The following is a 20,956-nucleotide window of genomic DNA, read 5'->3' as shown; positions in this document are numbered from 1 at the left end:
GTCCCGGGCCCGGTCGGCGCTCGTGCGCGTGGCCGGCGGGAGATTCTCCCGCCGGCCACGGCCGCCGTTCGTGGCCCGTGGAAAGTGGACGACCTGTGCGAGCCGTGCGCGACGGAGGCCGCCGACAGCGCGGAGGCTGAGCGCGTCGCGCGCCGCCAGGCGGAGGAAGCCGGACGAGCGGCGGCCGAAGCGCCGGCTGCGAAGCACCGCAGCAGGTTCGGCATCGGGCGCCGCCGGTAACCAGGGCGGCTTCCGCCTTCGGCCAATCTGACGTTCGGCGCGAACACGCTGGAGGATGTCACTTGGTGCGAGGTGGAATCCGGCCACGAAGGCGAGTGGAACTACGGCACTACGCCCTCGATGCGCTGAGTGTTCGCGGCCTGCCGCGTCGTGTGTCTCGGTTGGATGTTCCTCCTACTATGGGCACCTCGACAAGGGAGCAGAGTGGATCTCAGAGCACCGGTACCGTCTCGGAGGCTTGGACCGTACGCGTTGACCGATGACGGGATCGCGGCCCTGCTGGCACGCTACGAGTTCGGTGATTCCTGTGTCCGCCGGGTGATCCTTGACCAGGAGTTCGGACGGAAACCGCGGGGGCGGGCCGTCAGACTTGTGATCGACGTTCGGGTGGTGGACGAGGCCCTGCGGTGGGAGCCGGTGTGCCTGGACCTGGTCGACGTGAAGCGATTTCGGATCGACGAGAGCCAGGGCTCTCCTGGGGGGGTGCTCTACGATCCCCCGCAGTTCACCCGGTTCGACGGGCTGCTGCAGGTCGACCTGTGCGCTGAGCGTTTCGGCAGCCTTCGACCGGGGAGTGGGCAGGAGGTCTTCGAAGGCTCGGAGTTGGTCTTCGAGGCGGTCGGGGGGACGTGGAGTGCCCTGGAGCCGTGGAGCGTGTGACACCGCGCCCGGCGATCACGCACTACCAGGTGATCGTGGGCTTGGCAGGCTTGTCGGTCGGGTTCTTGGGGCGCTTGTTCGGGCGGTAGCTGGGGCCGTTCACGCCGACGGCGCGAGGGCTGCTTCACAGCCGGCCCAGGACCTCACGATGCCCCGTCGTGGGGGGAACGATCGGCGAACGGGTGATCCCAGGACCGCCGTGGTCTTCGCCCGCCCGCGCGTGGGGAACGTTCATCGGTGAGGCGAAGGCCGGATTTTCCCTGGGGCACCGCCACTTCGCAGCGAGCCGCCCCCCACCGGCTGTGAGGCCGGGCGGAGGGCGGCGCAAAGCCAGACGGCGGCTCCCGGTAGGGCGGGGCCGGCCCGGGGGTGGCATCGGAAGGATCGACCACGAAGCGCATCGCCCGCGGCCTCACCCTGGAATGCCGATGCCCTTTTTAGACATCTGTGGCGCTCACTCAGCACCCCTGCCCTCACATCGGCGAATGGCCGAAGGTTATCCAGGCCTGCTTACCGGCACTTTGGTGAAGGTGGGGCGGATGAGATTTTCACGGAAGATTTCTGTACTCGATGCGAATCAGGCCGAAGAGTCAAAGATCGCATCTCAGCTAGTGACACTCCGGGCGCGATAGGCATAAGTTACCCCTCGTACGCGACGTCCGGGGCAGATCTTCATCCTGTACGGGTCCGGAACGTCAAGCGGAAATGGATGCGGAGCGTGCATTCCGACTCGGTCGCGCAGGCTGTGCGGATTGAAACACGGAAGGCGCGTTGTCGCCGTATATCAAAGGGGGGCTTCATGCCTGATGTGGATCTCGGTGTGGCGTCGGACTGGGACGAGGGCGACACCCATGGGCGGATCAGCCTGCGGCCCAGCCCGAAGTTCTCGGACGCCGGAAAGCAGGACGTGGTCATCAGCTCGCCGCTCGGTATCGAGCTTTCGGTGAACACGAACCACTCCACCAGCCAGGAGGGGGACAGGATCGTGTTCACCACCTACCAGGGGACCGAGAAGAAGGTCATCGCCATTCTCGACTCCGGCGGCGACCTGTACATCGCCGGCCGCGTGATTCAGGAACAGGGCGATCTGTCCTACTGATTCCGGTAGGACAAGGCGGCTCGCCGACCATCGGCGGGCCGCCTCGGCGTGACATCACGGCCCAGTGGCTCGGTCCAATCTTGATGCCGTTAGGGCGGTCAACCAAGGGAACCGACCCAGGGTCTGAATGAGCACAGCCAAGTGTCTGTCGCATGCCCCGTTACGAGGGTTGGAACCGGGCACGGCTTCCCGTGCGGCCAGGGAAGGCCGCCCGTCCTGGGACTTGATGGCCTCGAAAGGCGATTGAAGCGGCTCCACGAGGGCTGGCTCTCGACCAGTCCCGCACCGTGCCGTCGCGGAGCATGTCGCGGAGCATCGCAAAGAGGACATCGATTCGCTTCGAGCGAGGCACTCCAAAGCGACCCACCCACCCCGCTGAACGAGGCTGCCTCGGTGTTTCCTTATAGGCGGGCGCAGCTCCAAGCTCCCATGCCCTGCATGGCGGCCAGCCTATTGGCAGTGGCGATCTGCTCCTTCTTCGTGGCCAGGTCGGCTCGGGCGGCGTACTGGCGGCCACCCGCGGCCTTCCAGCTGGATTGCGTGAACTGCAGGCCGCCGTAGTGCCCATTGCCCGTGTTGGCACGCCAGTTGCCACCCGACTCGCATTGGGCGATCGCGTCCCAGTTGGCGCCAGGTTTAAACGAGTGGGGGGCCGCATGGGCGCTGGGATCGGTCAGCGCTGCCCGGTACAGGAGCACGGCGCAGAGTAGGGCCAGGACGGTGCTTCCGGTTCGCTGGCTGTCTTGGAAACGAGACATCAGTCCTCCTTTACGGTCTGATGGGCCGACCCACTGACCCGGCAGGCCCGTTCACGGCTGTCAGGCCATGGGGTAGCACAACACGTCTGCCTGCCGACCTCGGCTCGTCTCAGGCAGGCGAACGGGCGACAACACCCGTACGGCGCCGCCACCAGTCGCGGCCGGGGAGTCCCGCCGGCCCCGCTCCCGGCAGAACCGCATCGGCAGTGCCGCCGCGCGCCGCGATGCCCGCGCCCTGACGGCGCCGGTCACCGTCGAATCCGGGCTGCGGTGATGAGCCGCGGATCCCGTGGAGCAAGGTGGCGGACAGGGGCGACCTGGCCTCCTGCGTCGGCAGTTCGCCACGGGGCCCACTTCACGCGTGCAGCCTGCCTCGCTGAGCAATCTCGACACTTTCGTTTACCTCGCCCGGCCGATCGTTGTGCTCGGCTCGCCCAGCCGTGCGCTGTCGAGGTCGTCGGACACCATCGGCGAGCGGGAGATGGTGCGCATCACTGGACCGTCCAACAAGACGGTCGAGGTGCTGGCGCTGATCGACACGGGTGCCACGGCCTCGTCGATGGACACCGCGCTGGCAAAGGATCTCGGGTTCGATCTCGCACATGCGCCGAAGGTGACGGTCGGTTCGTCTCTCGGCCGGGAAGAACGTCCCGTGATCGACGCAGTGATGCAGCTCGCCGGTCGTTCGTTCGTGGCAAAGGTCAACGTCAACAGCCGTGCCAAGCGCGAGACGCCGGTACTGCTCGGCCGTCAGGAAATCCAGGGCCTTCAGATGGCTGTCGGCAAGCGGCTGCTGACCCGCCCGGACGAGTCGACCGCGCCGTCGGCCCTGCGGATCCTGTTCGTCAAGGCGCCGGCGATCGACCCGGTGTCGATAATGGCGCTGCTGCCACTGGCTGCCCTGCTGATCGCCGTACTGCGGGTCGTCGTCGGGCTGAACACCCTGGGCACGTTCAGCCCCGTTCTGCTGGCGTTGGCGTACGCACAGGCCGGGCTGCCGTTGGGCATCCCCCTGAAACTGGCGATGTTCGCGCTGGGCTTCGTCGTGCAACCGCTGCTGCTCCGTCTGCACCTGCCACACGTCGCCCGGCTCGGCGTCCTGATCGGAGTGGTCACCTCGGGCCTGGTCGGGGCTCAACTCGCGCTGGGCAGCGCCGGGCTCTCCGACTCCTGGGGCATGACGTTGCCGGTCGTCGTCACCGCCATCAGGCACGCGGCCGGCAGAGCAAGTCTGCGCGGCAGGCTCGACCAGCGCAGACCCGCCGTGTAGGCCACGATCGCCAGCGCGCCGCCGGTCAGCGGATCGGCCCCTACCAGGACCGCTACGACCACGACGGCGACCGATGGCACCCGTCGGCGGATCAGCACAGCGGACACCGCGCAACCGGCCACCGCAATGCGGCCCGCCGCTGCATCGACGGGCCAGGTTTCAACGCCCCAGCTATCGACCCAGCCGAACAGGACCAGCACGGTGACACCCGTCACGGCGATCAGAGTGAGGTCAGCGATGACTCGGTACGAACGGTGCCGCACGGCAGTCAGTTGTCGTTGCGGTAGTAGTCCATCGAGATCGTCACCGGACCGTTGTCGGCCACGGTGATCACGCGCAGGATCGCGATGTCGTGAGTGCTGCGTGAGCGCACGCAGAAGGCTCGTCCGGTCGGCAGATCTGCGAAGCCGAGGGCGGTCGCAGGTTGCTGGTCGATGGACGTCGAGCACTCGGCAGGCGTCGGCCGGGCGCTGGGGGTGATGGAGGCGTCGTTGTCCGACGGGCTCAGGAACCCGTCGGCGTTGTGTCCCACGGCCCACGGGGTGGACCGCGCGGGGGTGAGCGTGCCGGTGGTGATGTCGAAGTCGTAGGAGTCGTCGGGCGCGGTCAGGACCGTGTCGGTGTACGCCGGGGTGTAGGTGGCCGTGCTCGCCGCCGCGTCGAGGCTGGTGTCATCCGTGTCGTCGAGGATCTGGCCGGGTCGGACGGCCAGGAGTACGCCGGCGACCGTTCCGCCGAGCGCCATCAGCAGCGCCACCACGAGCACCGTCTTCCAGGACGCGCCCTTGCGGCGACGGCGGAGGGGCTTGACCTGCTCGGGTGGCGCCGAAGCGGCAACGGTCGCCGGCGGTGTGGGCAGCAGGGCGGTCGACATCTGGGCCGTGGGCTGCGGGGCGCCGAAGGAGCCGACCGGTGCCTGCGCGGGAACGGAAGCGGGGGACACGGCCGTGGGAAGGTGTCGGGGCAGGTCGCAGCGCCGGGTGATGTCGGTGCTGACCCCCATGGGCAGCCAGTCGTCGGCGAAGCGCAGCTGCCCGCCCACGGTGTGGTGGGTGCGGGCGGTCTCGATGATCTCGGCGGGCGTCGGCCGGTCCTCGGGCTGCTTCGCCAGGCAGCGCAGCAGCAGCGCGTGCAGGTCGCCCGGGACACGGGCGGGGCCGGGTTGCTCGTTCACCACCCGGTACAGCACCGTGGTCTCCGGCCCCTCACCGAACGGCAGCGCGCCGGACATTGCGTACGCCGCCAGCGCGCCCAGCGCGAAGACATCCGTCGCGGGCGTGGACGGTCGGCCAAGGGCCTGTTCGGGCGCCATGAACGCGGGGGAACCGATCCGGAAACCCGTGCCGGTCATCGCGATGGCGTCGGCCGCACGGGCGATGCCGAAGTCGATCACGCGGGGTCCGTCGGCCGAGACCAGTACGTTGGCGGGCTTGAGGTCCCGGTGCACCACGCCGACTCCGTGAATCGCCTGCAGTGCCTCCGCGATCCCACCCATCAGCAGCAGTACGGTGCGCACCGGCAGCGCGCCGTGGTCCCGGACCACCTGCTGCAGCGACGGGCCCGGTACGTACGCGGTGGCCAGCCAGGGCACTTCGGCGTCCGCACCGGAGGCGATGACCTGGGCCGTGTACAGCCCGTGGATCCGCCGGGCGTTGGCCACCTCGTGCGCGAACCGCCGTCGGAACTCCGGATCCTGTGCGAACTCCGGCCGGACCGTCTTCAGGGCCACCGGCCGGCCGCCGGGTGTGTACGACAGGTAGACCCGCCCCATACCGCCGGCCCCGAGCCGGGCGTGCAGCCGGTAGCCGCCCACTTCGCCCGGGTCGTCGGGCTGCAACGGCTGGAAGACCGTTGACGCGAGCGAGGAATCCGGCGGCAGGTCCATGGGCATGCGGAAGATCTCCAGTTGGTACGTACGGGCTGTGAGGGGGCTGGTTCAGCAGGTCTTCCCGTCCGGGACCGGTTGGAGGTCGAGGAGGTAGGCGTCCACGGCGTCGGTCACGCAGGTGCTGCCCCGGCCGTAGGCGGTGTGGCCCGGCCCCCGGAAGGTGAGCAGCATGCCGCCGGGCAGCTGACCGGCGAGGTTCTTCGACCACTCGTAGGGCGTGGCCGGGTCGCCGGTGGTGCCGACGACCAGTACCGGGGGGAGGCCCTCGGCCTGGACGCGGTGCGGCTTCTGCTGTCCGGCGGGCCAGTCCTTGCAGACGAGCGTGGCGAGGACGTTGGAGGTACCGAAGGCCCCGGCCTCCCGGTTCGCCAGGTCGAGCAGGTCCCAGTAGGGCTGCGGGTCCCTGGGGTGCGGATGGTCGAGGCAGTTGATGGCCACGAGGGCGTCGGAGGAGTTGCCGGGGGCCTGGTGGCCGGCGGCGCCCGGATCGGATCCGGAGTCGGAGCTGTCGTCCTGAGTCGATATGCCGGGGTCCGCGATCTCCGCGAGCTTGGTTCCGTCGCCGGCTTTGTGTGCCGCGCCGAGCGCCTCGGACAGGGGCTGCCACTGGGACTCAGGCGAGTACATCGACATGCTGACGGCGGTGTTCAGCATGGCCTGGTCGAGTCGCTCGTCGGCGCCCTTGATCCGCAGCGGGCGCTTGGAAACCCGCGCGTACAGGTCGGTGATCACCTTGCGGATGCCGTCCGGGGTGGCGGCGGGGCAGGTGCTCCCCACCACGGAGGCGCATTGCCCGGCGTAGTCGTCCACCGATTTCTGGAAGCCCTTGGCCTGCTGGAGGGCGGCCTCGGACCAGTCGAGTGCGGGGTCGGCCGCGGCGTCGAGGGCGAGTGCCCGGACCCGGCGCGGGAACAGCTCGCCGTAGACGGTGCCGAGGTAGGTGCCGTAGGACCAGCCGAGGTAGGTGAGCTTGTCGTCGCCGAGGGCGGCGCGCAGTACGTCCATGTCGCGGGCGGCGTCCAGGGTGCCGACGTGCGGCAGGATCGCGCCGCTGCGGGCCTTGCAGGCGGCGGTCTGTTGTTCGGCGTTGGTGAGTTCGGCGCTGCGTTCGGCGTCGGTCGTCGGGTACAGGCTCGTTGACGTGTCGCCGGCACCGGATATGGGCTGGTCCTCGGCGGCCGGGTCCGAGGACCCGCAGTCGACGGCCGGCTTGCTCCCGGCCACGCCGCGCGGGTCGAAGCTGACGATGTCGAAGCGGTCGCGGGTCCGTTCGCTGAAGGACGACTGGGCGCCGGATTTCAGCTGGTCGACCCCGGATTCGCCGGGGCCGCCGGGGTTGAAGACCAGGGAGCCGATGCGCCGGGTGGGGTCCGCCGTGACGGCCTTGGCCAGCGGCAGGGTGAAGGTCCGGCCGTCCTTGGGGTGTGCGTAGTCCATGGGCACGGTGAGCGTGGCGCACTGCAGCTCACCGCACCGGGTCCAGGCCAATTTCTGCTGGTAGAAGCCCTGCAGATCGCTCTGCGCGGCGGGGTCGACGGATACGGCGCCGGGCGGGCGTGCGTCATCACTGGCCGGGTTGCAGCCTGCGAGTGCCGTCGCGCCGAGTGCGGCCAGGGCCAGGATCAGGCTGCCGCGCTTGAGGGCCGGGTGGTTCATGGGAGTACTCCGTCGGGACTGGTCGGCGCCGGTTCACGGCGCGCAGGGCACGGACGCTCAAGCCGGTGCCGCAGAGCAGGGGGCGGCCGCCTGCGGCCTGCCCCCCCGGACGTGGAGCCGGGTGGGAGTGGGGGGTCCACGCCCGGGGGTGTCTCAAGTCGCCGCGTGTTCGATTCCGCTGCGACCTGGATGGATGGTCCCTGAGGGAACCTGAGGATTTGATGAGGACGGGGCACGGCAGGGGCCTCCGCGCGGGCCGGACTATCCTGACCCCCGTGCGAGTACTGGTGGTCGAAGACGACGACAATCTGCGGTTCGCGGTGTCCGCAGCGCTGCGCTCCGAGGGGCTGGCCGTCGACGAGGCAGCCGATCTGCCGGCCGCCGACGAGGCACTGTTCGTCACCGATTACGACTGTGTGGTGTTCGACCGGACACTGCCCTCCGGGGACGCCATCGACTACGTGGACAAGATGAGGCGCGCCGGGCGGACCGTCTCGGTGCTGTTCCTCACGGCTCGGGACACGGTCGCCGACCGGGTCGCCGGGTTCGCCGTCGGCGGCGATGACTACTTGGTCAAGCCGTTCGCCGTGCCCGAGCTGGTGGCCCGGGTGCACAACCTGTGCCGACGGGCGGGGGCGGCCCGGCCGCCGGTGCAGCGGATCGCCGACCTGGAGATCGACACCGCCCGCCGCCAGGTGCACCGCGGCGGCGTGCTGCTGATCCTGACCCGCAAGGAATTCGCCGTACTGGAACTGCTCGCGGCCCGCGCTGACCAGGCCGTACCCCGCGCCGAGCTGATCGCGAAGTGCTGGGACGAGATGGCCGAGCCGAACTCCAACGTCGTCGAGGTGCTGGTCTCCCAACTGCGCCGCAAGCTCGGCGACCCACCGCTGATCCACACGGTCCGCGGCCTCGGCTACCGCCTGGCACCCCCCACGACCGGCCGAGCATGACGGCGGCCGAGGCCCGCGCCCGCCGGCTGCGCCGACGGCTTACCGCCCTGTTCACCCTGACCAGCGCGGTCGGGCTGATCGCCCTCGCGGCGTTCGCCATCCACACCAACGACAACTCCTGGCGCAACCAGCTCGACGACGCCCTCAACCTCCAGACCAGCCGGGCGATCCCGCTCCTGGGCACCGACGAGAAGGGCAAACTCGACGTCCAGGCCCTGAAGGAGGGCATGGAGACCGAGTGCCCACTGCTCACCGTGGTGGCCACGACGGCGAACAAGCCCACCATCGTCTACCAGCCGCGCCAGGCCTGCGTATGGCCCCGGAACGAGGACCTGGAGGAGGCGGCCGCCGCAGCCGTGAAGGAGGGTGAGGCGGTCGTCGTCGACGCCCGCAGCGAGGGCGGCGACGAGATCCGGCTGCTCGCCGAGCCCTACACGGCAGCCGACGGCGAGAAACCGGAGGGCGCGCTCGTCGCAGCCGTGGACATGTCCGCAGACCAGGCCGCACACCGCCGGCTGACGCTGCTCCTGACAGGTGGCTGCGCAGCCCTGGTGACGCTGTCCGCCGCAGCCGGACACCTGCTCTCCGGACGCGCGATCCGACCCGCGCTGACGGCACTGCGCCAGCAGGAGGAGTTCCTCGCCGACGCGGCCCACGACCTGCGCACCCCGGCCGCCTCACTGCGCATCCTTGCCGAAACCGCGCTGCGCGACGACACCAACCGGGACGCCGCCCTGGAACGGACCGTGCGCCTGGCGAGCCGGATGGGCGACCTCATCGACGGCCTGCTCACCCGCGCCCGGATGGCAGCCGGCGTCAGCGCCCCGGACCGCCAGCCCATGCGCCTGGACCAGCTCGTAGAAGCCGTCGTCGACGAGACCGAGACCGGCGGGCATCACGTGACCGTACGCACCGAACCGGTCGTCGTGGTCGCCGACCCCGACCTCCTGAAGCGGGCAGTGGCCAACCTGCTCGGCAACGCCCTCGTCCACGGCCACGCCCCCGGCCGGCCCGCGGAGGTCGAGCTCACCGTGACCGCCGACGGCACGCTGACCGTCGACGACGCCGGGCCGGGCGTACCCCGGGAACTGGCCGACTCCCTCTTCCAACGCTTCCGAAGCGGGTCCGCCTCCGGCTCCAGCGGCCTCGGCCTCTCCATCGCCTCCTGGATCGCCCACGCCCACGACGGCACCCTCGACGCCACCACCAGCCCACGCGGCGGCGCCCGCTTCACCCTCCACCTCAAGCCCCAGGCGAAGTAAGAGGGAGCACTCGCCAGCCGCGATCGCCACGCCCGCGATCGGCGCGCCCGCGATCGGCACGCCCGCGTTCGCCACGCCCACGTTCGGCGCGGCGGGGATCTCGGGCCACACGCGCTCGGCTGCGGTGAGGATCACGCGCTGGTTGTCGGCGGCGTCGGCTCGTGTCGAGCGGGGCCGGGCAGTACTGGGGGTATCCAGCGCCGCCGTTCTCCGCGCCGCCACATTGCTCCTGCCCGGACGGCCCGGCCGGGCTTTTCACAGGGCGGCCAATGACGCGGCGGCGCCCGCTGAAGGGGCGAAACCTAGGCGGAGGTGATGTTCTCGGCCTCGGGGCCCTTCTGGCCCTGGGTGACGTCGAAGTTCACCTGCTGGCCCCCGCAGCTCCTCATCCTCGGCCGCCACGGCGACACCGGCCGCCTACGGGCGGTAGGCCGCACCGTCGCGCTGCGCCCGGAGCAGGCCCGCCAGGTCGCCGAGCACCTGACCGCCGCCGACCCCGGGCACCCATGGACCGGGGTGCGGTTCGCATCGGCGTGGGGGTCCTGCGAGGGCTGGCTGCTGTCACCGGGTGACCAGCTGGCTGCCGGGGAGCGACTGCGTGCTGGTGAATCGGCTGCCACCAGCAGGCACATTCACACGACTGGACTGGTTGCAGGGTCTGTTGTCGGGGCGCGAAGCGATTCGCGGGTGGCGCGTAACCTGGCGCGGTTACGGCTGTCCCTTCTGGCAATTTCGAGGGCTACCGGGCTCTACGGTTCTACCCAGCCGGGGCGGGCGGGCGGCCGGTAGGAGGCAGAGTCCGGGGCCGACTGTTCGTCCTCAGGGGCGCACTCAGGCATGGTAACAACTGTTACCATGCCGGTATGGCTAAAACGCAGCTGGGTGCCCGGGTCGATCAGGACGTCGCAGAACTTGCGAAGAAGCGCGCCGCTGACCTAGGGCTGAGCATCGGGGACTACCTCGCCCGCCTGGTCCAGGACGACGCCAGCGGCCTGCGGGCCCGCGCCGTGGACGCGGCCGCCCGCTTCCTCGCCGAGCACCAGGACGTCTTCGACGAGACCGAGGATGCCCAGGAAATCCGCCGGGGAGAACGCGCCGCCTGATGGAACTGCACATCGACGTTGCCTGGATCCTGCAGGTCGCCCAGGCCGCCGGCGCCAACGATCCCGCCCCCGACGACTACGGCGTCCCCGTCTCGGCAGTCGCCCGCCACAGGGCCGAGCTCTTCGAGCAGCCGGTCTACAACGGCCCGTACGCCAAGGCAGCCGCCCTGGTGCACACCCTGGGACGGTGCCGCTGGCTGGAGCGCTCCAACCTCGCCGTCGCCGCCGCAACCGGCGTCATGTACCTCGAAGCCACCGGAACCGCGGTCAAGCCCACCCGCGACAACGCCATCGCCCTGAGGGATCTTCTCCTGGACCCGACCTGCACCGCCACGCAGATCGCCACACTGCTGCGTTCCTGGCCCACTGCCAGCTGACGAGGGGGCCGGCACGGCGGCACCGTGCCGGGGTGTACGTGGCCCAGGATCAGCCCACCGGCACTGGGGCTGGGGCGGTGGGGGCGGTCAGCCGCTCCGCGCCCGCCGGGACGGGGACCGAGGCGAAGATCGCGTTCTGCTGCTCCTGAAGCTCCCGCTTCCGCTCGGAGCCGGTACCCGGCAGGCGCTGCTCCTCGTACAGCTTGTGGGTGGCTTCCTGGGCCCACTTACTGGCCGGGGTGTGGAACTGGACCTCGAACAGCTGCCCCGAACCAGGCGCGTGCCAACCGGTGTTGAGTCCCTTGTAGCCCGCCGTGCGGCCCCAGGTGTTGGACCACTTGGTGCTGTCGTTGCCCCAGGCGGACAGTGCCGCGGAGGCGGTGGTGACTCCGTCGGTGTACTGGCCGTCGCCCCACTGAAGGGTGTAGCGCACCGCGTCGCTGAGAGTGGCGAGAACGGTGTCGGCGCTCTGCCCGGGGTGTTCCTTCAGCGAGGTGGCAACCTTCCGCTTGAGCGAATCGGGGGACTTGAGCCGGTTCTCGAAGCCGATCACCTCCGCACCCGCCATCCAGGCCGCCGCCCGCACCTGGGGGCTGATGGACCGCTCCGCCCGCTGGGCGCTCTCCATGTACTTCTCGACGCGCTGGTTGTCGGCCGGGCTCAGTGAGAGCCCGCCTTCACCGCTCCAGCCGTCGCCCGGCTGCTCGACCGACGACACGGGGGAAGCGCCGGCGGTGGTTTGGGCGGCGCCGGCGGTCGCGGTGAGGCCGCTGCCGAGCGCGGTGGTCAGCGCTGCCGCGATCGCGGCTCGCGTGAGGGTACGGGTGATGTTCATCCGCGTGAGTCCTGCCTTTACGTGGGGCATGAGTATGCACAGCACAACGGGCCGACCAGGGTCGAGGTGTCTCAACGGGGCAGGCCGCGGTGATCTTTGGCCGGTTTCGGCTGGGCCGCTGCCCGAGGAACGCGCCGCTGGGGTCCCCGGCGTGAGCGGGAGCCGACGGGTGGCTGTGTCAGCGCCGGGCGTCAACCCTCGCCCTCGTATGTCACGCATGTTGCCGAACCGTGTGCTTTTGCTGTGGGGCGCCGGCTTGCCGCGGTTATGGTCGGGCGCAGTCCGCGCCGATCAGGCGTGCGCGGGCGAGGCCCGGTGACCAGAGCGCTCTGGCGGCAGTTGCACCGGGCCGCCCAAGCCCCCACGAAACAGCCGGTGTCTGGGCGTGCGGCGTGTCTGGTGCCGGCCACCCATGCTGCTTTGACCGGCCGCTGGTGTCCGTCGGGATACCAGCGGTCATGACCCAGTGAAGTCCGCTCCACCTTCACGGCAACCGCCTCGGCCGAGCCCCGGGCAGCAGCAGCACCGCAGCAGCCGAGCAGCAGCCCGCACCAGGGGACGCGTCCCGCTCGGGGTGCTGGCGGGAGGCGTCCAGCTCGATCGCCTCCGGCGGCAGCATCAGCAGTCCGTACACCCCGCACGTGGCTCCGCCCCGGGACCGTGTCAGCGCATGTGCCAGGGCAGAGCATCGGAGCACATCACCCACAGTGTGGGGGCCTGTCCCGGAGCCCAACGGGCTTGGGACGTATGCGAGAAGAGGCAGATGTAGCGCCGGCCTTGGTACGCCACCTCATCGCTCTTTGCGTACGGCCTGCCCACCGTCCACTGCGGCAATGCTGCAGACATGCCTGTCTCCCCGCTGATCCGGCACGGTGCCCACCCGCGTGGATCTTCCCATGACGATGCCGACTCCGATGGATGATCCATGAGGCGGGTCGGGCTCGCTGCGCCCGCTGTCTGCGGAACCGATTCGCTACCGCTCACGGGCGTACGCGAACGGCCTCGGTCAGCTGACCTCGCTGGTGGCGGTGACTGCGCGTTCGAACCGTCGAAGTCGGACCAGGACCCGGCGCAGTGGCCGCCGCCGTCGCCGGAGGCACTGCGACCGGCAGCGCGTCCTCGTCGGACGCGAAGGCGACCGCCGGATCTGCGGACCGAGCTCCGGCCACCCCGACCCCTACGCGTGCCCCCGCTGCTCGAACCCGCTCTCCTACATGGTTCGGGGCCTGTGTGACCGGTGCACGCTCCAAGACCAACTCGCTACCGTCTTCGACGCCGCCCCGGCCGAAGCCAGGGGTCAGTACCACCAGATGCGGACCGCCCTGGCGGAGTGCGAGCGGCCGAGGATTGCGTTGAACTGGCTGCGGAACTCGCACTCCGCCCACCTGCTGGCCGACCTCGTGGCCGTCGGCCGGCCGTTGACCCACGAGGTCCTGGACACCATGGCCGCGGCCTCCGGCCGGGGCGGAACGCAGACCATCGACTACCTCCGCACCACCCTGGTCACCTACCGGGTCCTGCCCGAGCGGGACGAACTCACCGCGCGCATCGAACGCCACCTCACCTCACCCGCACCGCGGCCCGCCACCCCGAACGCGCCCTGCTGCTGCGCGCCTACGTCCGCTGGTCCCTCCTGCCCCGGCCCGCCGGGCCCACGGAAGGCCAAGCGGCTTCAAGCACCGTGTCCGCTGGGCCTGCACCCGTATCAACCATGCCGTCGCCTTCCTCACCACCATGAACGACCACGGCCTCGCTCCCGCCGAAGTCACCCAGCGCGAGATGGACTGGTGGCTGGCCGACAACCCCGGCAGCCGCTACGAGGTCCGAGACTTCGCTGTCTGGGCCGCACGCCGAGGCCACAGCCGTGACCTCCATGTCCCACACCGGCCCAAGGCCGACCCAGTCGGGTTCGACGAGGACTCGCACTGGGAGCTACTCCACCAGTGCCTGAACGACCGAAGCCTTCCCCTCGAAGTCCGGGCTGCCAGAGCCATCCTGCTCCTGTTCGGTCAGCACCTCACCCGGATCGCAGCCCTCCCAGCCGACGTCCCGACCACGTGCAACGGCGACCGGGCCGTAATGCTCGACCGCGTCCCATCCGACGTCCCGGATCCCTGGCCACCCTGCTGTCCGAACTCGCCGACCGGACCCCCTCGGGCGGGGCAGCGAACTCACCCCATCGCCGGCTGCTCCCCGGCACCCGCCCCGGCCAGCACCTCTCCGCCACCGTGCTCGCCCGCCGGCTTAACGCACACGGCATTCCTATCCGGCCAGCCCGCAACACCGCGCTCACCCAACTCGCCCAAGACCTCCCGCCGGCCGTACTGGCCCCACTCCTCGGCCTTCACGTCGTGACCGCCACACAATGGCGCCGCCGCGCCGCAACAGACTGGACCGCCTACCTGGAAGCCCGCACGTCGCAACCCCACAGCTGATCCCCGTCTGCCCGTCGCGGGATGCGGGCACGAACGACAGTGGGATTCGCCTCGCAGCACAGCAGCTGGCGCACCTGCCCCACAGGGCTCAGTTGTCCGGACCGCAGACGCCGCCGCCGGGCTGCTGGCGGGAGTACCGGACTATGGCTTCCTGCGAGGTCGCTGGCGCGCTGCTGTCGGCGGGAGCGTGGGTGTAGAAGGCGATGATGGAGCCCTCGGTGACGGCGTCCAGGACGCCGTCCCAGGGGATGGTGTAGCTGGCCGAGGTGGTGTCAGCGGTGATGCTCGCGACACCCCGGATCTCCGCAGCCGGGGTCTGCCCGGTGGCGTCGCTGCAGACCGTGATGTGGAAAGTGACCTCGTCGCCGGTCTTGAAAGGTATCCGGTCCACCACGACGAGGACGCCATTCCAGGGCTTCTGCCAGCAGGTGATGCCACCGGGGGGTTCCGCGTAGGGAAACTCCGGGAAATCGAGCTCGATGGACATGAGGGCTCCTGGTCGGTCGAAGGGCAGGGGCGAGAGACCGGACTCCCGCTCCATGATCATGGACCAAACGCCAGGCCGTGGGGCCGGATCCGTGAGGGTGACCAGACTTGCCGGCCAGTAAGGCGGTCAGGAAAGGGGGCTGTCGCCCAATGGTCACCGGAGGTATCGTTGCACCAATGTTGACACCAGTGGTGCATTAATGTGTGGCGCCACCCCGTGTTCTGTGAGGTGGCCGATGTGTGAAGTACTCCGAGGGGACTGTCGGGCGGACCGTGGTGCGCACGCGCCTGCTGCCGGCTTCAGAGCTGGTGGCGGGCAGTGAGGCGGGGTGGCGGTGGGGCCGTTCCGGCGGCGGGGACATCGGCAGCGCTGATCGCGGGGATGGCGCTCGGGAGCATCGGCGGCAGCCTGATGCCGGTTCTGCTGTCCGGCTATGCGCTGCGGTTCGGCTTGTCCGGTGCGGCGTCGGGAGTGGTGGCCGCGGCTCAGCTGCTGACCACGGCGGCGGTGACGCTGTTGATGGCTCGGCGGGCCGCTCTGCCGGGGCGGGCACGGATGGCCCGTGGCGGTCTTGTGGTGGCCGCGGCGGGATTCGCCGGTGCTGCGCTGGCGTCCGGTCCCGCGCTGCTGACGGCGGCGAATGTGCTGGCGGGGGCCGGGTTGGGGGCGGTGTTCGCCGCATCCGCCGCGGGTCTGGCGGCGACCGGTGACGCCGACCGGGCATCGAGAGTGGCCGTGCTCGGGAGCACGATTGCCTGTGCGGCGCTGCTGGTGGTTGTTCCGGCCGCGGACGCCGGGCTGGGAACCGGCGCGGGGTTCGCGGTGGTGGCGGTGTGTTGCGTGCCCGCATACGTCCTGGTCGGCCGGCTTCCGGAGAGGTCCGGGCAGCGCGCCAAGAGCGCCACGGATCCCGGGGACGCCGGGCGGGCGGGGGTTCCGGGAGTAGCGCTGCTCGCGGCGGTGGCGCTGCTGCTGGCCACGGATCAGGGCACCTGGTCGTACGCGGCGGTGTTCGGCCAGGAACATGCCCGTATGTCGTCCTCGGCCGTTTCGGTCACTCTCGCGGTCGCGGGAATCTGCGCGTTGGCGGGAATCGTGACCGGTTCGCTGGCCGCGCGCCGTTTCGGGCGGATGCCCGCGATGGCCGGATGCCTGGCACTGGGTGCGGTCGCCAAGTGCGCGGTCGTGTGGACGGGGTCCGCGGCCGCGTACGCGGTGGCGATGGTGGTGTGGCAGTGCTGCTACCTGGCGGTACTGGCCCTGGCGCTCGCCGCGGCGGCCGAGATCGACGCGAGCGGGAGGTGGGCGGTGGCGCTGAGCGGTGCGGTCACGGTGGGAGCAGGGGTGGGGCCTCTCGCGGTCGGAGCCCTACTGGACGCCGCAGGGCCCGCCGGACTCGGGGCCGCGCTCGCGGCGGCTACCTGCGCCGCGGCCGCCCCGGTGCTTCGTATGGCCCGGATCAGCGACGGGGCGCCGGCCGCCGCCGAGCTGTCAGGCGTCGTCGCGGTCGCGGGCGCGCCGGGCCCGCACCTCGACGGCATCGATGAATAGGCCGATGGTGGTCTCGAACTGGTCGTCGGCATCGATGTCGGCGAGGTGGAGCGCCACGGAGGCCAGGTGCGGGTACTTCTTCGGCGACGCGGCCAGGTACTCACGCTGCCAGGCCTGGTGGTCGCCCTCCCGGGCCTGTTCGTCCAGCAGGCTGACCGAGGCTTCGTAGGCCGAGAGCGCCAGCGCGGTATCCACCAGCGCACGGTAGTACGAGGCCGCTTCGCGCCCCCGCAGCCCCGCCTCCAGCAGGGCACCGATCACGATGTCGGCGCCCTGGAACTCCGCGGCCCGGCGCGAGGTGCGTGCCGCCACGAGGACGGCGACACCCGGATGCGCCCGGCACGCGGCGCGGGTCCGGCGTGCGAGCGAGGCCAGGGTCTGCCGCCAGTCCGGTTCGGGGACGAAGCCGTCCAGGGCCTCTTCCATCAGGCGGGCCGCCAGGGAGAGCAGCAGATCGTCCTTGCTGCCGAAGCGGCGCAGCACCGAGCTGTGGTCGGCGCCCAGCTCGGCGCCCAGGCGGCGGAAGGTCAGCGCGTCGGGGCCGTCGCGCTCGATGATGGCCATGGCGGTGTCGAGGATCAGAGCGACGCTGAGGAAGGGGGCACTGGGCCGGCCCCGCCGTGCTGTGCCCGTCGCCGCCGGCTGGTTCCCGCTATCCGTCATGGCGATCATCCTAGTGGGACCGTCACAGGTCACCCGAGCAGGCGATCTGGCGGGTGATTGCCTGGAAGGCGGTGATGGTTTCCCGGTCGCGTGTCTCGTCGTCGGCGGTCGGCCAGGCGCTGGTCTTGACGATCACCAGATCCGCCTCCGGGTCGACGTACAGGTACTGGCCGAAGATCCCCAGCCCGGTGAACGCCCGACGTGCACCACCCAGCGTCCACCACTGGTTGCCGTATCCGTAGTGCGGATAGCCACTGGGGCCCAGCTCGCCGACCGCCAGGTGCGCCAGACCCCGGCCCCGGTTCCGCTCCACCCACTGCTCGGGCAGGATCCGGCGGCCGTCGAGCTCGCCGCCGCGAGCCATCAGCAGGCCCAGCCTGGCGATGTCCCGGGTGGTGGCGTTCAACGAGCCGCCGCCGATCGCGGTGCGCGGCCGGCCGCGGGTGAGGAAGTAGTACGCGTCGTGCTCCGGGCCGATCCGGTTCCACAGCCGCTCGGCGGCGAACCGCGCCAGGCTCAGACCGGTCGCGGACTCCACCACCCAGCCCAGGACCTGGGTGTCGATCGTCGAGTAGTTGAACCGCGTGCCGGGTTCCGCGGTGCGCTCCACCGAGTGGACCACTTCGTGCAAACTGCCTGCGCCGCCGATCGCCCTCTCGAAGCGGCTGATGTTGTTGCCGGGGACGGTGTGCACCTCAAGGTCGCCCGCCCCGCTGCACATGTCGAGCAGGTGCTCGACCGTCGGCCCGTCGTATGCGGTGCCTGCCAGGTCGGGCAGATAGGCCGTCACCGGATCGGTGACGCTCTTGATCGCGCCCTCGGCAATGGCGATGCCCACCAGCACCGACGTCACCGACTTGGTCAGGGAGAACAGCTGGAATCGCACTCCGGGCCCGGCGAACCGGCCCGGGTACACCTCGTGGACCAGTTCGCCGCCGCGCAGTACGAGGAAGGAGGTGGTGTTCGTGTTCCGGTGCAGGTCCTCCAGGGTCCGCTCCTGGCCCTCGAATGTGTAGGTCACGTCGAGCGGTCCCGGCCGGCCGGGCAGCGGGAGCACCGGGCCGCCGCGCGGCACGCTCTCCTTGGGCATCACCGTGTCCATGTGGGTGAAGGTCCACTCGCTGAGCGGCCGCCGTGTCGCCAGCTTGCCTTGGTTGCGCCACAGCCACACCGCGCCGGCACCCGCTCCCGCCACCGCTGCCGCGTTCAGCAGCCGCCCCGGCATACGTGTCATCACCTGTCTCCTTCGACCCTCAGTGTCGTCACCGGTTGGATTCCTCGGCATCGTGCTCGGGCGGACGGCGCTGGGAAAGGGCCGCCGGCCGGGGCCGAAAGCCTTGGCGGCAGCAGGTAATGGCGATCCTGCCCAGGTCCGCACCGGGCCGCCGTGACCCGCCACGTGGAATCGGTTCCGTCCCGGCAGCGAAAACTGTACACCGTCGGTGGCACCATTGGTGCATTTAGTCTTCGCGCAGTGGTCGCGCGCAGTTCCTGATCCCCGGTTCCTTGCTGCTGGGCATCGAAGCGACGCTGTGCGTAGGCGGGTGGGAGGTGGACGGTGAGGCGTCGCATGCGGCCGTCGTCGGTGGTGCCGATGGGCGCGGTGTAGCCGAACCGTGCCGGGGTCTCCATCGTGATGTCGGCGCGGGTGGCGGCCTGCTGCCGCCGGCGTCCGCGGACCTTCGGCTGCCAACGGGCACGCACTGCGGCGTCGATCCGGTCAGTGATCTCCTCCGGCGGGGTCTTGTGCTCCCCCGTGCGGTAGCGCTCGACCGAGCGCTGGCTGACCCGAGCTCCTGCGCGACGCGGGGAGTTCTTCCTTGGCGTGATTCAGCCAGGGGCCGCGGTGGGTGAGCCGGGGGTGCATCCGATCCCAGGCCGTCGCGGTGGCCGTGCCGTAGCGGGTGGTGTCCGTGTCGGTCGTGACGTCGGGCTCGTGCCAGCTGTCGGGCTTCTTGAACGCGAGGACGCCGCCATGCCGGCGAGGGCGCCCGCCCCGGGGACCCGACCGGGCGGGGCCGGGGTCGCGGAGCATGACCCGGTCCGAGCGCAGGCGTCGGGTTCGGGCGGAGACCTTGCTGGCCGCGCGGCGCTACGCACGCGCACGACGGCGGCTCTGAATCACCCGGAATAAACGGAAGATGATGTCCAGTCAACCATTGTTGATTTTTCGGCACTTCGCACATACGGTCACGCCAGGCCGGGCCCACAGCCATGCCCGGTCGCTCTGACCAAGTTGGGGGAACCTGCCGAATGAATCGGCGAACACTCTTCGATCGGGTGCAACACCCGAGAAGCGGCGGCCGTATCGGCGCCGCGCGCATGACGAGCCTGCGCGTCGTCGCGGGCGGCCTGCTGCCCGCCGTGCTCGCGGCCGGCCTGCTCGGCGCGTCACCTGCCGGCGCCGCTGACGATCCGGACTACACGGACCCCTTCGGCCGGATCCGGGCCGTCGCCTACTGGCGGACCGGTGAGGCCGGCATCAAGGAGGCGGCCGAGCGGGCGCTCCTCGGTACGGACGAGGACATCCAGAAGTTCCTGGACGCCGCACCGGCCATCGAGTACGACGACAACTACGTCCGTGCCAGCCGCCTGTTCAACGTCGGCGGCCCGGCGGTCCGCGCGGCGGCCAAGCAGGCGCTCAAGGGCACGCCCGCACAGTTGAACACCTTCCTGAACGACGGCTGGAAGGCTCCTCTCAACGAGGACCGCCAGGTTGAGGTCTCGCAGGTCATCAACATGGGCGGCACCGGGGTCAAGGACGCGGGCAAGACCGCGCTCAAGGGCACCCCGGAGGACATCGCCACATTCCTCGACGAGGGCCAGTACACCGCGCGCGAGTCCGACAACGAGGTCGCGGTCTCGAAGCTGGCCGGCAGCGGTGGCCCGAATGTGAAGGCGGCCGCCAGGATCGCGCTGCGCGGGACTCCGGAGGACATGGTCGAGTTCCTGGAGATCGGGCAGTTCACTGCTCGCAACCGGGACCAGGAGTACGCCACCGTCGCGCAGCTGACGGAGGACGCCAAGCAGGCCGGTATCCAGGCCGAAGACGCGACCAAGGCGGCCGAGGAGGCCTCGGCCAAGGCGATCGCAGCCTCCGACCTCGCGAAGCAGGCCGCGCAGAAGGCGGCCTACGAGGCGAACCAGGCGAAGAACGACGCCAACCGCGCCGCGGCGAAGGCCACACAGGCTGCCAACGCCGCCCGCGCGGCCGCCGCGGCAGCCCAGCAGGCCATCAGCTCGGCGAACGCGGCGAGCCGCGCGGCGCGGGTCGCATCGCTGGCCGCCGCCCAGACCGCGAGCGCGGCAGCCGCCGCGGCCAACGCCGCCAACAACGCGTACAACGCCGCCATCGCCGCGGGCAACGACGCCACCCAGGCCGGGAATGCCAGGGACCTCGCCAACGTCGCACGCATAGCGGCCAAGCTCGTCGACACTTCCGCGCAGGCCGCGGAGATGGCCGGTCTGGCTTCGCAGGCCGCCGGGCGCGCGGCCAGTGCCTCGCAGAGCGCGGGCGACAACGCCAACGCCGCGGCCGACGCCGCCGAGCAGGCGAACGACTACGCGGACGCGGCCGGGAACTCCTCTGCCGAGGCCCGCCAGGCCGCGGCCGAGGCCCGCCGTCACGCGAACGCCGCCAACCGCGCCGCCGACCAGGCCTCCGCGCTGGCTCAGCGTTCCGCCAACGCGGCCTTCGAGGCACGTGACGCGGCCCGCTC

General features: G+C 70.6%; 19 protein-coding genes and 2 pseudogenes. 9 read left to right on the top strand and 12 right to left on the bottom strand.

What is annotated here, in order from left to right; genetic code table 11:
- Positions 1-492: 492 nt before the first annotated feature.
- Both ACFWB8_RS32965 and ACFWB8_RS32960 read left to right on the top strand, forming a co-directional pair.
- On the top strand, positions 493-900 hold the full coding sequence (locus tag ACFWB8_RS32965; RefSeq protein WP_385235569.1) for a hypothetical protein: 408 nt from the start codon (positions 493-495) through the stop codon (positions 898-900).
- Positions 901-1,699: 799 nt separating this feature from the next.
- A complete protein-coding gene (locus ACFWB8_RS32960) occupies positions 1,700-1,999 on the top strand; it encodes a DUF6342 family protein (protein ID WP_385235566.1) in 300 nt (99 codons plus the stop codon).
- Positions 2,000-2,400: 401 nt separating this feature from the next.
- On the opposite strand, the gene ACFWB8_RS32955 is transcribed toward ACFWB8_RS32960, so the two are convergent.
- On the bottom strand, positions 2,401-2,757 hold the full coding sequence (locus ACFWB8_RS32955) for a transglycosylase family protein (protein ID WP_385235563.1): 357 nt from the start codon (positions 2,755-2,757) through the stop codon (positions 2,401-2,403).
- A 361-nt stretch (positions 2,758-3,118) separates the two neighbouring features.
- On the opposite strand from ACFWB8_RS32955, the gene ACFWB8_RS32950 reads away from it, so the two are divergent.
- A complete protein-coding gene (locus tag ACFWB8_RS32950; RefSeq protein ID WP_385235560.1) occupies positions 3,119-4,027 on the top strand; it encodes a 7TM domain-containing protein in 909 nt (302 codons plus the stop codon).
- Between the two features lie 268 nt (positions 4,028-4,295).
- Here ACFWB8_RS32950 and ACFWB8_RS32945 read toward each other — a convergent pair whose 3' ends face one another.
- Positions 4,296-5,918 (bottom strand): serine/threonine-protein kinase, encoded by a 1,623-nt coding sequence (locus ACFWB8_RS32945; protein ID WP_385235557.1) that lies wholly within the window; start codon positions 5,916-5,918, stop codon positions 4,296-4,298.
- A 45-nt stretch (positions 5,919-5,963) separates the two neighbouring features.
- The gene (locus tag ACFWB8_RS32940; protein ID WP_385235554.1) at positions 5,964-7,571 is read right to left on the bottom strand and encodes an alpha/beta hydrolase; all 1,608 of its coding nucleotides are present in this window, start codon (positions 7,569-7,571) and stop codon (positions 5,964-5,966) included.
- A 275-nt stretch (positions 7,572-7,846) separates the two neighbouring features.
- Between ACFWB8_RS32940 and ACFWB8_RS32935 the strand changes: the two genes are divergently transcribed.
- Together ACFWB8_RS32935 and ACFWB8_RS32930 are read left to right on the top strand one after the other, a co-directional pair.
- Positions 7,847-8,524: a response regulator transcription factor gene (locus tag ACFWB8_RS32935; RefSeq protein ID WP_385235551.1), complete on the top strand. Its 678-nt coding sequence runs from the start codon at positions 7,847-7,849 to the stop codon at positions 8,522-8,524.
- On the top strand, positions 8,521-9,786 hold the full coding sequence (locus ACFWB8_RS32930) for a sensor histidine kinase (RefSeq protein WP_385235548.1): 1,266 nt from the start codon (positions 8,521-8,523) through the stop codon (positions 9,784-9,786). The genes ACFWB8_RS32935 and ACFWB8_RS32930 overlap by 4 nt, the downstream gene beginning before the upstream one ends.
- A 302-nt stretch (positions 9,787-10,088) precedes the next feature.
- Here the strand turns inward: ACFWB8_RS32930 and ACFWB8_RS32925 are convergent.
- Positions 10,089-10,160: pseudogene (locus ACFWB8_RS32925) on the bottom strand (cold shock domain protein CspD); the annotation flags it as partial.
- A gap of 489 nt (positions 10,161-10,649) precedes the next feature.
- On the opposite strand from ACFWB8_RS32925, the gene ACFWB8_RS32920 reads away from it, so the two are divergent.
- Positions 10,650-10,889 carry a hypothetical protein gene (locus ACFWB8_RS32920; RefSeq protein ID WP_385235544.1) on the top strand — a complete coding sequence of 80 codons (240 nt, stop codon included), beginning with the start codon at positions 10,650-10,652 and terminating at the stop codon, positions 10,887-10,889.
- Positions 10,889-11,266, top strand: coding sequence for a fic family toxin-antitoxin system, toxin component (locus ACFWB8_RS32915; RefSeq protein WP_385235541.1), 378 nt, complete (start codon positions 10,889-10,891; stop codon positions 11,264-11,266). The genes ACFWB8_RS32920 and ACFWB8_RS32915 overlap by 1 nt, the downstream gene beginning before the upstream one ends.
- Positions 11,267-11,315: 49 nt before the next feature.
- Here ACFWB8_RS32915 and ACFWB8_RS32910 read toward each other — a convergent pair whose 3' ends face one another.
- From ACFWB8_RS32910 to ACFWB8_RS32895, 4 genes are all read right to left on the bottom strand, one after another.
- On the bottom strand, positions 11,316-12,101 hold the full coding sequence (locus tag ACFWB8_RS32910; RefSeq protein ID WP_385235538.1) for an ATP nucleotide 3'-pyrophosphokinase: 786 nt from the start codon (positions 12,099-12,101) through the stop codon (positions 11,316-11,318).
- Positions 12,102-12,585: 484 nt separating this feature from the next.
- Positions 12,586-12,735: a hypothetical protein gene (locus tag ACFWB8_RS32905; RefSeq protein ID WP_385235535.1), complete on the bottom strand. Its 150-nt coding sequence runs from the start codon at positions 12,733-12,735 to the stop codon at positions 12,586-12,588.
- A 29-nt stretch (positions 12,736-12,764) separates the two neighbouring features.
- Positions 12,765-12,947 (bottom strand): carbohydrate-binding protein, encoded by a 183-nt coding sequence (locus tag ACFWB8_RS32900; RefSeq protein WP_385235532.1) that lies wholly within the window; start codon positions 12,945-12,947, stop codon positions 12,765-12,767.
- A gap of 1,677 nt (positions 12,948-14,624) precedes the next feature.
- Positions 14,625-15,023, bottom strand: a complete 399-nt coding sequence (locus ACFWB8_RS32895; RefSeq protein WP_385235528.1) for a hypothetical protein — start codon at positions 15,021-15,023, stop codon at positions 14,625-14,627.
- Between the two features lie 381 nt (positions 15,024-15,404).
- Between ACFWB8_RS32895 and ACFWB8_RS32890 the strand changes: the two genes are divergently transcribed.
- A complete protein-coding gene (locus ACFWB8_RS32890; RefSeq protein ID WP_385235525.1) occupies positions 15,405-16,574 on the top strand; it encodes an MFS transporter in 1,170 nt (389 codons plus the stop codon).
- Here ACFWB8_RS32890 and ACFWB8_RS32885 read toward each other — a convergent pair.
- From ACFWB8_RS32885 to ACFWB8_RS32870, 4 genes and pseudogenes are all read right to left on the bottom strand, one after another.
- The gene (locus ACFWB8_RS32885) at positions 16,515-17,237 is read right to left on the bottom strand and encodes a TetR/AcrR family transcriptional regulator (protein WP_385235522.1); all 723 of its coding nucleotides are present in this window, start codon (positions 17,235-17,237) and stop codon (positions 16,515-16,517) included. The two genes, ACFWB8_RS32890 and ACFWB8_RS32885, sit on opposite strands and share 60 nt — an antisense overlap.
- A 22-nt stretch (positions 17,238-17,259) precedes the next feature.
- Positions 17,260-18,471: a serine hydrolase domain-containing protein gene (locus tag ACFWB8_RS32880; RefSeq protein WP_385235519.1), complete on the bottom strand. Its 1,212-nt coding sequence runs from the start codon at positions 18,469-18,471 to the stop codon at positions 17,260-17,262.
- Positions 18,471-19,067 (bottom strand): telomere-protecting terminal protein Tpg, encoded by a 597-nt coding sequence (tpg, locus tag ACFWB8_RS32875; RefSeq protein ID WP_385235572.1) that lies wholly within the window; start codon positions 19,065-19,067, stop codon positions 18,471-18,473. Before tpg ends, ACFWB8_RS32880 begins: the two co-directional genes overlap by 1 nt.
- Positions 19,045-19,293, bottom strand: a pseudogene (locus ACFWB8_RS32870) (transposase); the annotation flags it as partial. The gene tpg and the pseudogene ACFWB8_RS32870, both read right to left, overlap by 23 nt.
- Positions 19,294-19,559: 266 nt before the next feature.
- Between ACFWB8_RS32870 and ACFWB8_RS32865 the strand changes: the two are divergent.
- Positions 19,560-20,956, top strand: a 1,397-nt coding sequence (locus ACFWB8_RS32865; protein WP_385235515.1) for an ALF repeat-containing protein, incomplete at its 3' end; no start/stop codon positions are given.

It is taken from the genome of Streptomyces sp. NPDC060031, assembly GCF_042736805.1.
Lineage (GTDB): Bacteria > Actinomycetota > Actinomycetes > Streptomycetales > Streptomycetaceae > Streptomyces.
Note: the sequence above shows the minus strand (reverse complement) of the source record. Positions and strands in the feature narration are given on the sequence as shown.